Source organism: Pseudomonas sp. H2_D02 (assembly GCF_054677635.1).
In genome coordinates, this window is sequence record NZ_CP162816.1 from 84,172 (window position 1) to 98,681 (window position 14,510).

Here is a 14,510-nt window from a genome sequence, read left to right on the forward strand (position 1 = left end):
TTACCGGACCTCCACGGGTGTGCCCTGCAAACGCTCCAGGGCTTCATTCACCGATGGCGGCATGAGCTGGCGCAGGCAGTTGTAGTGACCGAAGCGGCAGGTGCGATCGAAGCATGGACTGCATTCGATGCCCAGGCGCACGACTTCGACCTTGTCCGCCAACGGCGGGGTGAAGCCTGGGGAAGTGGAGCCGTAGACCGCCACCAACGGACGGTTCAGCGCGGCGGCCACGTGCATCAGGCCGGAGTCGTTGGACACCACCGAATCAGCGCAGGACAGCAGGTCGATGGCCTCGGCCAGGGAAGTGTCACCGCTGAGATTGACCGACTCTTCCCGCAGGCCGGGGATCAGCCGCGAGCGGATGTCTTCGCCCACCGAGTGGTCGTTTTTCGAACCGAACAGCCAGACTTGCCAGCCTTCGCGAATCTTCACCTCGGCGACTTGGGCGTAATGCTCCGCCGGCCAACGCTTCGACTCGCCGAACTCGGCGCCAGGGCACAGGGCCAATACCGGGCGATCCAGGGTCAGGCCGAACTTGGCCAGGGCCGCTTCACGCGTCACCGGGTCGATCTGCAGACTCGGCCGAGGATACGGCTTGGGCAACTCGGCGCCCGGCTCGTAGGCCAGGGCCATGAAGCGCTCGATCATCAGCGGGTAGCGGTCTTTGTCCAGGGCGCGCACGTCATTGAGCAGGCCGTAGCGAAATTCGCCACGCCAGCCGGTGCGCTTGGGAATATCGGCAAAAAACGGCACCAGCGCCGATTTCAACGAATTGGGCAGCAGGATCGCCTGGTCGTACTGGCCGACCAGGGATTTGCCGATACGCCGGCGGGTCGCCAGCTCCAGCACGCCATGGCCGAGCGGGAAGCTCAAGGCCTTGCGCACCTCGGGCATGCGCTCAAGGATCGGCCGGCTCCACTCCGGGGCCAGGACGTCGATTTCGCACTGCGGGTGACGCTGCTTGAGGCACTGGAACAGTGTCTGCGCCATCACCATGTCACCGACCCAACTGGGCCCAACGATCAGAATATTCATGTGGCTTCCAAAAACGATACGGGGAGGCCTACGCCTCCCCGCCTCGAGAATCACTGTGGCTTAGGTCGTTGCCTGTGGCCCTAATCTACAACACACCGCCAATCAACTGTGGGGGGCGACTTACTTGCGACGGAGCCAGCCCATTCAACACCTATGTCGCCTGACCCACCGCTATCGCGGGCAAGCTCGCTCCCACAAGGGACCTGCATCTGTCCTCAGCACGGTGCAACACCGCCAATCCACTGTGGGAGCGAGCTTGCTCGCGATGAGGCCTGTACATCCAACATCAATGTTGCCTGACGCTCCGCTATCGCGAGCAAGCCCGCTCCCACATTTATTCAATACTCAGCTCAGTCCCAGCTCCCGCCAGATCCGCATCACCTGCCGGCGCTCGTCCACGAACTGGTCGCCTGCGATCACCCCGGCGTCTTTCTGCAAGGCCTGGCGATGGGCGGCGGAGCGGTAGGCCTTGTAGGCCTCGCGCAACAGCGTGGCATCTTCGGCAGGCATCAACCCGACCTCCTGCAGCCCGTCCAGGATGCGGATGTTATCGGTGTAGCGCACCAGCGAAGGATGCTCCTCGGACCACGCCAGGGCCGCGTATTGCACCATAAATTCAATATCGACGATACCTCCGGCATCTTGCTTGAGGTCGAAGGGTGCCGTGGCTTCGAAGGCATTCGGCGCGGTCCCGGCGGCTGTGGCCTTGCTGCCAAGGTTGTCGCGCATCTTGGCGCGCATTTCGCTCACCTCCTGGCGCAGCGTCGGCAGGTCCCGCTTGCGTCCCAACACCTGGACGCGAACTTTCTCGAAGGCCTGGCCCACATCCTGGCTACCCACCAGCACCCGCGCGCGCACCAACGCCTGATGCTCCCAAGTCCAGGCTTCGTTCTCCTGGTAGCGGGCAAACGCCCCCAAGGAGCTGACCAGCAAACCCGATGCGCCGGATGGTCGCAAACGCATGTCCACTTCATATAGCTGCCCGGAGTTGGTCTGGGCCGTCAGCAGGTGGATGATCCGCTGGCCGAGCCGGGTAAAGAACTGGGCACCGTCGATGGGTTTCGGGCCATCGGTTTCCGCCTGCGGATCGCCATCGTGGATAAACACCAGGTCCAGGTCGGAACCATGCCCCAACTCCAAACCGCCGACCTTCCCATAACCGACAATAATGAACCCCGGATCGCACAAGCTGCCGTCGGTACGCAACGGCACACCATGCTTGGCCGCGGTCTGGCGCCAGGCGAGCGCCAGCACTTGTTCGAGAATCGCCTCGGCCAGCCAGGTCAGGTAATCGCTGACTTTCATCAAAGGCAGGCTGCCGGCGATTTCCGAAGCCGCCACCCGCAGACGGTGGGCCAGCTTGAAGTGCCGCAACGCCTCCATCTGTTGCTCGAGATCATCCTCGGGAATACGCGTCAGGCGTTCACGAAGCTCCGCCGCCAACTCTGGCGCCAAGGGCGGCTTGAACAAGCGGCCTTCGTTGAGCAATTCATCGAGCAGCAAGGGGAAACGGGTGATTTGTTCAGCGATCCACGGACTCGCCGCGCACAGCGTCAGCAAGCGACGCAGTGCACCAGGGTTTTCTGTCAGCAACACCAGATAAGCCGAGCGACGCGCCACGGCCTCCACCAACGGCAATACCCGCTCCAGCACCAGGTCCGGATCAGCATGTTCCACCGCCTGGGCCAGCAGGCGCGGAATGAAGGCGTCCAGGCGCTCACGTCCCAGGCGCTGCATGGCGCGTAACTGCGGACTCGAGCGCAGCGCCGCAAGGGCCTTCAGTGCCTTGGACGCATCGGCGAAACCGCCTTCTTCCAACTGGCGACACGCCGCTTCCTCATCCTGGCTGTCTTCCCACAGCGGCAACCATTCGCCCCCCACCGCCACTTCGCCTTCGCTGCCCTCTTCTTCATCGGGATCGGCGATGACCTGGCCAAAATGCCAGGCCACGCGCCCGCGCCAGTACATCAGTTGTTCGTGGAACGCACTCCAATCAGCGAAGCCCAGCATGAACGCAATGCGTGCCTGATCCTGGGCGCTGTCCGGCAGCATCTGGGTCTGGCGGTCGGCGATGGCCTGGATCGCATGTTCGGTATAACGCAGGAACTCATAGCCCTGGCGCAGCTCATCAATCACCTTGGCCGGCAAGTACCCCTGGCCCTCCAGCGTGCTTAATACTTTGAGCAGCGGCCGCTGCTGCAAGCTCAAGTCGCGACCGCCGTGGATCAACTGGAACGCCTGGGCAATGAACTCCACCTCGCGAATACCGCCCGAACCCAGCTTGATGTTGTCGGCCATGCCCTTGCGCCGCACTTCTTGCTGGATCAACTGCTTCATGGTGCGCAGCGCTTCGATGGCGGAAAAATCCAGGTAACGGCGATAGACGAACGGGCGCAGCATGTCGAGCAGTTGCGCGCCGGCCACCTGGTCGCCCGCCACCACCCGCGCCTTGATCATGGCGTAGCGTTCCCAGTCGCGCCCCTGGTCCTGGTAATACTGCTCCAGCGCGTTGAAGCTCAGCACCAGCGCACCGGCCGAGCCGTAGGGACGCAGGCGCATGTCGACGCGAAACACGAAGCCGTCCACGGTCATTGGGTCGAGGGCCTTGATCAGGCGCTGCCCGACGCGGATGAAAAACTCCTGGTTATCCAGCGGCCGCTTCGCGCCGACGGTTTCGCCGCCTTCGGGGTAGGCAAAGATCAGGTCGATGTCCGATGACAGGTTCAGCTCCACCGCGCCCAGCTTGCCCATGCCCAGGATGACCATCTGCTGCGGCTCGCCACTGCGTCGACCGGTGGGTGTGCCGAACTGTTGGCTGAGACGCTGGTACAACCATTGATAGGCTTGGTCGATGCAGGTGTCGGCCATGTCCGAGAGGTCCCGGCAGGTCTGGACCAGATCGGCCTGGCGCGTCAGGTCACGCCAGATGATCCGCACCTGCTGGCGGGTACGCTGTCGACGGAGGACGCGGCCCAGTTCGTCTTCGGTTTCGGCGGCCTGGACCGCGGCACCGATCTGCGCGCACATTTCACCGGGCGCCAGGCTACGGTCCAGTTCGCCACTGCGCACCAGCGCCAACAGCATCAAAGGATCTCGTACACTTTGCTCGACGACAAAGTCACTGGCGGCAGCGACGCGGTTGAACTCGGCCCAGCGCTGCGGGGTCCAGGTCGGCAATCCATGATCGTCGTCAAGGAGCGCGACCGCCGCGCGGAACGACTGCTCGGCGCGACTGACCAATGACTGGAGAATTGCCGGTATTTCGACAAGCGAGGGCAGGCTCATGGTCTATCCTTGATCGGCGCAGGAAAGGCTGGATGTAGTGTTTTTACAGAAGACACTACCTGATCGACTGTCGAACAAAGATGATAAATAGCTGATTTTCTGATTTTATTGGCAGCCGGCATCAAGTTTTTACCTGTTCGAGTTGGCAAATGACCAACAGTAACGATTATTCTCACAACGAAACGAGGGGCCATCAGCCGCTCATGTGTAGTTTTACTACTCGTCTATACATTCGAAAGGCTGAAACGGCCGACGATTTGTAGTAAAACTACACGCCGCCGAAACAACCTTCGGCAATCCAAGAATTTATATCGTCTGCCCACAAGGCCAGTCGCAAACTCAGGCAACCGATTCTGGTAGCCTTTCCGCCCTGGAGCAAGCCATGCAAGACCTCGATCCCGTCGAAACCCAGGAATGGCTGGACGCCCTGGAATCGGTTCTCGACAAAGAAGGCGAAGACCGTGCTCATTATCTGATGACCCGTATGGGTGAACTCGCAACCCGCAGCGGTTCGCAACTGCCCTACGCCATCACCACGCCGTACCGCAACACGATCCCCGTTACCCACGAAGCACGCATGCCTGGCGACCTGTTCATGGAACGCCGCATTCGCTCGCTGGTGCGCTGGAACGCGTTGGCCATGGTCATGCGTACCAATCTGAAAGATTCTGACCTGGGCGGTCACATCTCCAGCTTCGCCTCCAGCGCGACGCTGTATGACATCGGCTTCAACTACTTCTTCCAGGCCCCGACCGACGAACACGGCGGCGACCTGATCTACTTCCAGGGTCACGCATCGCCAGGCGTCTACGCCCGTGCGTTCATGGAAGGCCGCATTTCCGAAGACCAGATGAACAACTTCCGCCAGGAAGTGGACGGCAACGGCCTGTCCTCGTACCCACACCCTTGGCTGATGCCTGATTTCTGGCAGTTCCCGACCGTTTCCATGGGCCTGGGCCCGATCCAGGCGATCTACCAGGCGCGCTTCATGAAGTACCTGGAAGCCCGTGGCTTCATCCAGCCAGGCAAGCAAAAAGTCTGGTGCTTCATGGGCGACGGCGAGTGCGACGAGCCGGAATCCCTGGGCGCGATCTCCCTGGCCGGCCGCGAGAAGCTGGACAACCTGATCTTCGTCATCAACTGCAACCTGCAGCGCCTCGACGGTCCGGTTCGCGGCAACGCCAAGATCATCCAGGAACTCGAAGGCGTGTTCCGTGGTGCCCAGTGGAACGTCAACAAAGTCATCTGGGGCCGTTTCTGGGACCCACTGTTGGCCAAGGACGTCGACGGCATCCTGCAGCGTCGCATGGACGAAGTCATCGACGGCGAATACCAGAACTACAAGGCCAAGGACGGCGCGTTCGTCCGTGAGCACTTCTTCAACTCGCCTGAACTCAAGGCGATGGTTGCAGATTTGTCCGACGACGAGATCTGGAAGCTCAACCGTGGTGGCCACGACCCGTACAAGGTCTACGCGGCGTACCACCAGGCGGTCAATCACAAAGAGCAACCGACTGTCATCCTGGCCAAGACCATCAAGGGTTATGGCACCGGTGCCGGCGAAGCGAAGAACACCGCGCATAACACCAAGAAGGTCGATGTCGAGAGCCTGAAGCTGTTCCGCGACCGCTTCGACATTCCGGTCAAGGACAGCGAGCTGGAAAACCTGCCGTTCTTCAAGCCCGAAGAAGGCAGCGCCGAAGCCCGCTACCTGGCCGAGCGCCGCGCAGCCCTGGGCGGTTTCGTGCCACAGCGCCGCGCCAAGAGCTTCAGCATCCCGACCCCGCCACTGGAAACCCTCAAGGCGATCCTGGACGGCTCGGGCGACCGTGAAATCTCCACCACCATGGCCTTCGTGCGGATCCTCGCGCAACTGGTCAAGGACAAGGAAATCGGCCAGCGCATCGTCCCGATCATCCCGGACGAAGCCCGTACCTTCGGTATGGAAGGCATGTTCCGCCAGTTGGGCATCTACTCGTCCGTCGGCCAGCTCTACGAGCCAGTCGATAAAGACCAGGTGATGTTCTACAAGGAAGACAAGAAGGGCCAGATCCTCGAGGAAGGCATCAACGAAGCGGGCGCCATGAGCTCCTTCATTGCGGCCGGTACTTCGTACTCCAGCCACAACCAGCCGATGCTGCCGTTCTACATCTTCTACTCGATGTTCGGCTTCCAGCGTATCGGCGACCTGGCCTGGGCCGCTGGCGACAGCCGTACCCGTGGCTTCCTCATCGGCGGCACTGCCGGCCGCACCACCCTCAACGGTGAAGGCCTGCAGCACGAAGACGGCCACAGCCACATGCTGGCCGGGACCATCCCGAACTGCCGCACCTATGATCCGACCTACGGCTACGAGCTGGCGGTGATCATCCAGGACGGCATGAAGAAGATGACCGAAGAGCAGCAGGACGTCTTCTACTACATCACCGTGATGAACGAGTCCTACCAGCAGCCAGCCATGCCGGCCGGCGTGGAGGCAGGCATCGTCAAGGGCATGTACCTGCTCGAAGAAGACACCCGCGAAGCTGCGCACCACGTGCAACTGATGGGCTCCGGCACCATCCTGCGCGAAGTGCGTGAAGCAGCGAAGATCCTGCGTGAAGAGTTCAACGTTGGCGCCGACGTCTGGAGCGTCACCAGCTTCAACGAGCTGCGTCGCGACGGCCTGGCCGTAGAGCGCAGCAACCGCCTGCACCCTGGCCAGAAGCCAAAGCTGAGCTACGTCGAAGAGTGCCTGAACGGCCGCAAAGGTCCGGTCATCGCCTCCACCGACTACATGAAGCTGTTCGCCGAGCAGATCCGCCAGTGGGTTCCTTCCAAGGAATTCAAAGTGCTGGGCACCGACGGTTTCGGCCGTAGCGACAGCCGCAAGAAGCTGCGTCACTTCTTCGAAGTCGACCGTAAGTTCGTTGTGTTGGCAGCCCTGGAAGCCCTGGCTGACCGTGGCGATATCGAACCTAAAGTGGTGGCCGAAGCCATCGCCAAGTTCGGCATCGATCCAGAAAAACGCAACCCACTGGACTGCTGAGGAGAATTTTCGTGAGCGAACTCATTCGCGTACCTGACATCGGCAGCGGTGAAGGTGAAGTAATTGAACTGTTTGTGAAGGTCGGCGACCGTATCGAAGCCGACCAGAGCATCCTGACGCTTGAGTCGGACAAGGCCAGCATGGAAGTGCCTGCGCCGAAGGCCGGTGTGATCAAGAGCCTGAAAGTGAAGCTGGGCGATCGCCTGAAAGAAGGCGACGAACTGCTGGAGCTGGAAGTCGAGGGCGCCGCTGCGGCGCCTGAAGCGGCCGCCCCTGCTGCTGCCCCGGCAGCGGCTGAAAAGCCTGCCGCCGCGCCGGCTGCCGAAGCGGCGCCCGGAACGGCTCCCGCTCCAGCCGCCGCGCCTGCCGCTGCCACGGTCCAGGACATTCACGTCCCGGACATCGGTTCGTCGGGCAAGGCCAAGATCATCGAAGTCCTGGTCAAGGCCGGCGACACCGTCGAAGCCGACCAGTCGCTGATCACCCTGGAATCCGACAAGGCCAGCATGGAAATCCCTTCGCCAGCCGCCGGCGTGGTGGAAAGCGTCGAGGTCAAGCTGGAAGACGAAGTCGGCACTGGCGACCTGATCCTGAAGCTGAAAGTAGCGGGTGCCTCGGCACCTGCCGCACCAGCCCAGGCCGCTGCGCCGGCCGCCAAGGCTGAAGCAGCACCAGCGCCAGCCGCCGCGCCTGCGGCCAAGGCCGAAGCAGCGCCTGCGCCTGCCCCTGTCGCCGCCGCGCCTGCGCCTAGCGGTGCCAAGGTGCACGCCGGCCCTGCGGTGCGTCAGCTGGCCCGTGAATTCGGTGTCGAGTTGTCGGCCGTCGGCCCAAGCGGTCCTCACGGTCGCGTGCTGAAGGAAGACGTGCAGGCCTACGTCAAGGCCATGATGCAGAAGGCCAAGAACGCTCCAGCCGAAGGCGCCACCGGCGGCGCGGGCATCCCGCCGATCCCGGCGGTGGACTTCAGCCGCTTCGGCGAAACCGAAGAAGTGGCCATGACTCGCCTGATGCAGATCGGCGCGTCGAGCCTGCATCGCAGCTGGCTGAACATCCCGCACGTGACTCAGTTCGACCAGGCTGACATCACCGAGCTGGAAGCTTTCCGCGTCGCGCAGAAAGCCGTGGCGGAAAAGGCCGGCGTCAAGCTGACCGTACTGCCGCTGCTGCTCAAGGCCTGTGCGCACCTGCTCAAGGAACTGCCGGACTTCAACGCCTCCCTGGCCCCAAGCGGCAAGGCGGTGATCCGCAAGAAATACGTGCACATCGGCTTTGCCGTCGACACCCCGGAAGGCCTGCTGGTACCGGTCATCCGCAACGTCGACCAGAAGAGCCTGCTGCAACTGGCTGCCGAAGCCGCTGCCCTGGCCGAAAAAGCCCGGAGCAAGAAGCTCACCGCCGACGACATGCAGGGCGCCTGCTTCACCATCTCCAGCCTCGGCCACATTGGCGGCACCGGCTTCACGCCGATCGTCAACGCGCCGGAAGTGGCGATCCTGGGCGTTTCCAAGGCAACTATCCAGCCAGTCTGGGACGGCAAGGCCTTCCAGCCGAAGCTGATGCTGCCACTGTCGCTGTCCTACGATCACCGTGTGATCAACGGCGCCGCCGCCGCGCGCTTCACCAAGCGCTTGAGCGACTTGCTGGGCGATATCCGTACCATCCTGCTGTAACACCGAAAGGCCCTCTTCGCGGAGGGCCGTTCGGCAGTCGTTTTCCGAGCGCCACGCTCGTACCTCAACCCCGCCCATTTGGCGGGGCTTTTTTTGGGTTGGATAAAACTGTCTTATCCAACCACGACTTTTCCTACTCCGTTACGCAACAAGACCTACTTCTTCTATTAGCCATTGCCCACAACAGACGCCCCCTCCCCTCTAACTCTTTATCGCGCGCAACGCTTTAGCATAGTTCCGACCGCCTACTAACAGCCCTCAACCACCAAACACTTCTTATAACTTCGAATGGATTCGAACATGTTAAAGCCTACTGTCGGCCCTCTTCTTGGCCATACAACAACCGATCACGCGCGTGTATTTCTACGAGGCGATAAAGACAATAACAATCCCGTCTTCGCCGGCATTCGCTACAGGCGAAAAGGCGACATCGCCTGGTCAAGAGGAAAGTTTGTCCGACTGTTTTCCTACCGCGACTTTTCCGCCGTCATCGTATTGAAAGGTCTCCAGTCCAATACCGCTTATGAATACCAGGCCGGCTGGAAATCCACCTTGAGCCCGGCCCATACCGTCGAAACCATCCTGGAATTACCATTGCAATGGCCCAAGGACGTTTATCAACTGCGCACACCACCCGACAAGAGCGACGCAGCGCGCAGCTATATCGTCGGCTCTTGCCGATACCTTCGGATCACCGCTGGCGTCCCATCGCGACCAGCGCTGGGGGACCGCACGTTCGCCGAGCATCAACCGAATCGTCGAACAGGCCGATCCGCCAATCAGCGCCGTGCTGATGACCGGAGACCAGGTTTATCTCGACGACTTGAACATCATTGCCCCGGACCGCAGCCACAAGGACATGTTATTCAAATACCGCACGGCGTTTTCCCAACCCCACATAAAGAAGTTGATGTCCAGCGTTCCCACTTACATGATGCTCGACGATCATGAAATAGAAGACAACTGGCCGACCAACAGAAACAAGAACGATGAATCACTTTATGCAAATGCCCTGGACGCCTATGAGACTTATCAAGCCAGCCATAGCCCGGCCCATGAACTTTTAAGCGACGGCACGCTAAGCCAAGCCCTGCCCCGTTATTGGTATTTATTTGCCCACGGCGATATCGAATGGTTCGTGACCGACAGTCGGACTCGCCGCAACCTGTCGATGGAAGACCGGCGCATCCTGGATGCCGAACAGGAACAATCGCTGCTCGACTGGCTGATCAACAGCACCGCCCGCGTCAAGTTCGTCGTCACCAGCGTCATGTTCTACCCCGACCGTCGACTCAATGGCGGGGACGCCTGGCAGACCTTTCCGGCGCAGCGCCTGCGACTGCTGGAGGCCATCCGCAGCCATCGAATCAAGAACGTGATTTTCGTGTCTGGTGACGTGCATGGCTCCCTGACGAGCCTGTTGGCGCATAGCCAGGATCCTGACTTCCAGGTTCATACCATCGTTTCGTCGCCGTTTTGCAACAGCAAGCTGCTGCCCTACGCCAAGGCCTCGACTTTTATTTTTGGTAAACCCATGGCCCGGGCTCCAAGCGGTGAGTACCAATATGAACTGACCAGCAAGGTGATCAGCCAGGACAACTTCGCTCAGCTGAAAGTCACGGCCCAGAGCGTTCAGGTAACGTTTCATGACCGTGACGGCGCTCCGTTGGAGGTCGTCGATATACCGCTGCGCTGATCGGCGGCAGGCCAATGAATACCTCTGATCGGTTGGCAACTGGAGAAATCCCTTTGTCGGCCGATAAAAGGTTTATAGCACTTGGCCTTCATGTCTCTTGTCAGCCAGGGCCGCAATGATGCAACCTTGCGGCAATCCGTAATGACGAGGGCGTCAGCCCGGCGCGATCAGCATTTTCGAAGCGAGTTTCCCCATGAAAAGCCAACCCGATGCCGCCAGCCGTATGGCGGCCGAGGTAGTGACGCAGTTACCGGTGCCCTCGCGGCTCGGTATGCTGCGTTTCGAACGGCTGAATGAAGCAAGCTGGGCGCTGCTGTTCCTCGACCCCAACTGCGAACGCTACTTCGGCTTGCCGGCCGTGGAACTGTGCTCACTGGTCAGTTCGCCATACGCCAGCCTGATGGAGCCGGAAGCGCGCTATCAGTTGCATGACGCAATCCAGCAGCAACTGGCCCAGGCGTCCCACTACCTGATCCGCTATACGCTGCACACCGCCAAGGGGCCGATGAACCTGCTGGAGACCGGTGAGGCCTACAGGCAGCACAATCGTCACCTGCTGCGCGGTTATCTGTTGGTCGTCGACGACCTGCTGCAAGACGAGCCGTCCTTGCCGGCCGTCGATCTGGAAACCCAGAACTCACGACTGCAGATTGCCCTGGAACTGAACCAGCGCGCCCAGCAGGAACAGCTCCAGCACCTGGACCGGGTCCGCGCCCAACAAGACTTGATCCTGCTGCTGACCCGCCAGCGCTACAGCGCCAACAACTCGCTGCAAGAGGCCGCCGAGCTGATTACCCGCAGCGCCTGCGATATCTACCAGATCGACTGCGCAAGCATCTGGAACCTGGAAGACGGCAAACTGGTGCCGATCTCGGCCTATAACCGCGCCTCCCAGGACTACTTCCTTCCGGATGTCATCAACGCCAACGACTTTCCGAATTACATGGAGGCACTGCAGACCTGCCGAGCCATCGATGCGCACAATGCGATGCGCGACCCGCGCACCCGGGAAATGGCCGAAAACCTGCGGGCTCGCGACGTCAACGCCATTCTCGACGCCAGCATCCGGATCGATGGGCAAGTGGTGGGTGTCCTGTGCCTGGAACAAGTGGGCGTCACCCGGGCCTGGCAGTCGGACGAAATCGCCTTCGCCGACGAACTGGCGGACCAATTCGCCCAAGTCATCAACAACCACAACCGCCGCACCGCCACCAGCGCCCTGCATCTGTTCCAGCGCGCCGTGGAACAGAGCGCCAACGCGTTCCTGCTGGTCAACTGCGACGGCGTGGTGGAATACGTCAACCCGAGCTTCACCGCCATCACCCAGTACACCACCGAGGAAGTGCACGGCCAACGGCTGTCCGAGCTGCCAGCCCTGGAGAATCTCAGCGAGCTGCTGTTCGATGCGCCCTCAGCCCTGGCCCAGAGCAATAGCTGGCAGGGCGAATTCAAGAGTCGGCGCAAGAACCTCGAACCCTACTGGGGCCAGCTGTCGATTTCCAAGGTCTATGGCGACAACCGCGAACTGACGCACTACATCGGCATCTACGAAGACATCACCCAGACCAAACTGGCCCAGCAGCGCATCGAGCGCCTGGCCTATACCGACAACCTGACCAACCTGGGCAACCGACCGGCGTTCATTCGCAACCTCGATGAACGCTTCGCCCGGGACAGCGACTCGCCCATCAGCCTGCTGCTGGTGGACATCGACAACTTCAAGCGCATCAACGACAGCCTCGGCCACCAGACCGGCGACAAACTGCTGATCAGCCTGGCCCGGCGCCTGCGCAACAGCCTGAGCCCCAGCGGCAGCCTGGCGCGCTTCGCCAGTAACGAATTCGCGGTACTGCTGGACGACACCGACCTCGAGGCCGGGCAACAGATCGCCAGCCAGTTGCTGATGACACTCGATAAGCCGATGTTCGTCGATAACCAATTGATCAGCGTGACCGGCTCCGTGGGCCTGGCCTGCGCGCCGCTGCACGGTCGCGACCCGCAGACGCTGATGCGCAACGCCGGCCTCGCCCTGCACAAGGCCAAGGCCAACGGCAAGCATCAGGTCCAGGTGTTCACCGAGGCCCTGAACGCCGAGGCCAGTTACAAGCTGTTCGTGGAAAACAACCTGCGCCGGGCCCTGACTCAGAATGAACTGGATGTCTTCTACCAGCCCAAGCTCTGCCTGCGCAGCGGTCGCCTGCTGGGCATGGAGGCGCTGCTGCGCTGGAACCACCCAGAGAAGGGCATGATCCGCCCGGACCAGTTCATCAGCGTGGCCGAAGAAACCGGCCTGATCATCCCCATCGGCAAATGGATCGCCCGCCAGGCCTGCCGTATGAGCAAACAGCTGACCGCCGCCGGCCTGGGCAACCTGCAAGTGGCGATCAACTTGTCACCCAAGCAGTTTTCCGATCCGGACCTGGTGGCCTCGATTGCCAGCATCCTCAAGGAAGAACAATTGCCCGCGCGGTTGCTGGAGCTGGAACTGACCGAAGGCCTGCTGCTCGAAGCGACCGAAGACACCCACCTGCAGCTCGACCAGCTCAAGCGCCTGGGCCTGACCCTGGCGATGGATGACTTCGGCACCGGTTATTCGTCCTTGAGCTATCTGAAGAAATTCCCGATCGACATCATCAAGATCGATCGCAGCTTCATCCATGAGATCCCGGACAACCAGGACGACATGGAAATCACCTCCGCGGTGATCGCCATGGCCCACAACCTGAAACTCAAGGTCGTGGCCGAAGGCATCGAAACCGCCCAGCAGCTCGCCTTCCTGCGCCGCCATCGCTGCGACGTCGGCCAAGGCTACCTCTTCGACCGGCCGATCCCCGGCACAGAGCTTATCGAGAAGCTCAAGCGCTACCCGCGCGGCCCGCTGGTCTGACAGTCGCTTATAGCTTGCGGCGGCTTTTCTGAGGCACACTGACGGTCTATTTCGCTCAACTCAATCTGACTGAGAGGACTGATGATGGTCTTGCGCTCGGAAATCCTGGTGAACAAAAACGTGCTCCCTACTCCCGATCAAGCTCTTCCCGGCCGTGAAACCCCGATGGCCGTGCCGGAAAAACACTTCGTCCACGACGCGCCGCTGCTGGGCCCGTTTGCCATGGACGTGGATTTCGCCATCTTCGGCCTCGGCTGCTTCTGGGGCGCGGAGCGCAAGTTCTGGCAACGTGAAGGCGTGGTCAGTACGGCGGTGGGATATGCGGGCGGCTTTACGCCGAACCCGACCTATGAAGAGGTCTGCTCTGGCCTGACCGGCCACAGCGAAGTGGTGCTGGTGGTCTACGAGCCGGCGAAGGTCAGCTACGAGCAGCTTCTGAAAATGTTCTGGGAACTGCACAACCCGACCCAGGGCATGCGCCAGGGAAATGACATTGGCACCCAATATCGCTCGGTGATCTATTGCACCACGCCCGAGCAACTGGAAGCGGCGAAGAACAGCAAGGACGTGTTCCAGGCTGAGCTGAACAAGGCCGGTAAAGGTGAAATCACTACCGAAATCGACGAGGCGCCGACGTTCTACTTTGCCGAGGCGTATCACCAGCAATACCTGGCCAAGAACCCTGAGGGGTATTGCGGGATTGGCGGCACGGGCGTGACTTGCCCGATCTGACGTTCTGGTCCTGAAAAGCTTCGCGAGCAAGCCCGCTCCCACAGGTCCGGTGGCGTACACAACTCTTGCGTACGCCTCAGATCCCCATGTGGGAGCGAGCTTGCTCGCGATAGCGGTGGATCTGGGGCGGTGATGTTGGATGTGCCGCCGCCATCGCGAGCAAGCTCGCTCCCACAG

6 protein-coding genes and 1 pseudogene are annotated in these 14,510 nt (G+C 61.2%); 5 read left to right on the plus strand and 2 right to left on the minus strand.

Annotated elements, in window-relative coordinates:
• Both waaF and glnE read right to left on the minus strand, forming a co-directional pair.
• On the minus strand, positions 1-1,035 hold the full coding sequence (waaF, locus tag AB4N42_RS00390; protein WP_431146419.1) for a lipopolysaccharide heptosyltransferase II: 1,035 nt from the start codon (positions 1,033-1,035) through the stop codon (positions 1-3).
• A gap of 345 nt (positions 1,036-1,380) precedes the next feature.
• Positions 1,381-4,320, minus strand: coding sequence for a bifunctional [glutamate--ammonia ligase]-adenylyl-L-tyrosine phosphorylase/[glutamate--ammonia-ligase] adenylyltransferase (gene glnE / locus AB4N42_RS00395; RefSeq protein WP_460115707.1), 2,940 nt, complete (start codon positions 4,318-4,320; stop codon positions 1,381-1,383).
• Between the two features lie 382 nt (positions 4,321-4,702).
• Between glnE and aceE the strand changes: the two genes are divergently transcribed.
• From aceE to msrA, 5 genes and pseudogenes are all read left to right on the plus strand, one after another.
• The gene (gene aceE, locus AB4N42_RS00400) at positions 4,703-7,348 is read left to right on the plus strand and encodes a pyruvate dehydrogenase (acetyl-transferring), homodimeric type (protein WP_460115709.1); all 2,646 of its coding nucleotides are present in this window, start codon (positions 4,703-4,705) and stop codon (positions 7,346-7,348) included.
• 11 nt (positions 7,349-7,359) lie between these two features.
• A complete protein-coding gene (aceF, locus tag AB4N42_RS00405) occupies positions 7,360-9,018 on the plus strand; it encodes a dihydrolipoyllysine-residue acetyltransferase (protein ID WP_323176308.1) in 1,659 nt (552 codons plus the stop codon).
• A gap of 300 nt (positions 9,019-9,318) precedes the next feature.
• Positions 9,319-10,714, plus strand: a pseudogene (locus AB4N42_RS00410) (alkaline phosphatase D family protein).
• Positions 10,715-10,907: 193 nt separating this feature from the next.
• A complete protein-coding gene (locus AB4N42_RS00415) occupies positions 10,908-13,601 on the plus strand; it encodes a putative bifunctional diguanylate cyclase/phosphodiesterase (protein ID WP_460115711.1) in 2,694 nt (897 codons plus the stop codon).
• 84 nt (positions 13,602-13,685) lie between these two features.
• The gene (msrA, locus tag AB4N42_RS00420; protein WP_030140923.1) at positions 13,686-14,333 is read left to right on the plus strand and encodes a peptide-methionine (S)-S-oxide reductase MsrA; all 648 of its coding nucleotides are present in this window, start codon (positions 13,686-13,688) and stop codon (positions 14,331-14,333) included.
• Positions 14,334-14,510 lie beyond the last annotated feature (177 nt).

Excerpts from the sequence above, each read along its gene's own strand:
- waaF (WP_431146419.1), bottom strand. The coding sequence starts at position 1,035 with ATGAATATTCTGATCGTTGGGCCCAGTTGGGTCGGTGACATGGTGATG.
- glnE (WP_460115707.1), bottom strand. The coding sequence starts at position 4,320 with ATGAGCCTGCCCTCGCTTGTCGAAATACCGGCAATTCTCCAGTCATTG.
- aceE (WP_460115709.1), top strand. The coding sequence starts at position 4,703 with ATGCAAGACCTCGATCCCGTCGAAACCCAGGAATGGCTGGACGCCCTG.
- AB4N42_RS00415 (WP_460115711.1), top strand. The coding sequence starts at position 10,908 with ATGAAAAGCCAACCCGATGCCGCCAGCCGTATGGCGGCCGAGGTAGTG.
- msrA (WP_030140923.1), top strand. The coding sequence starts at position 13,686 with ATGGTCTTGCGCTCGGAAATCCTGGTGAACAAAAACGTGCTCCCTACT.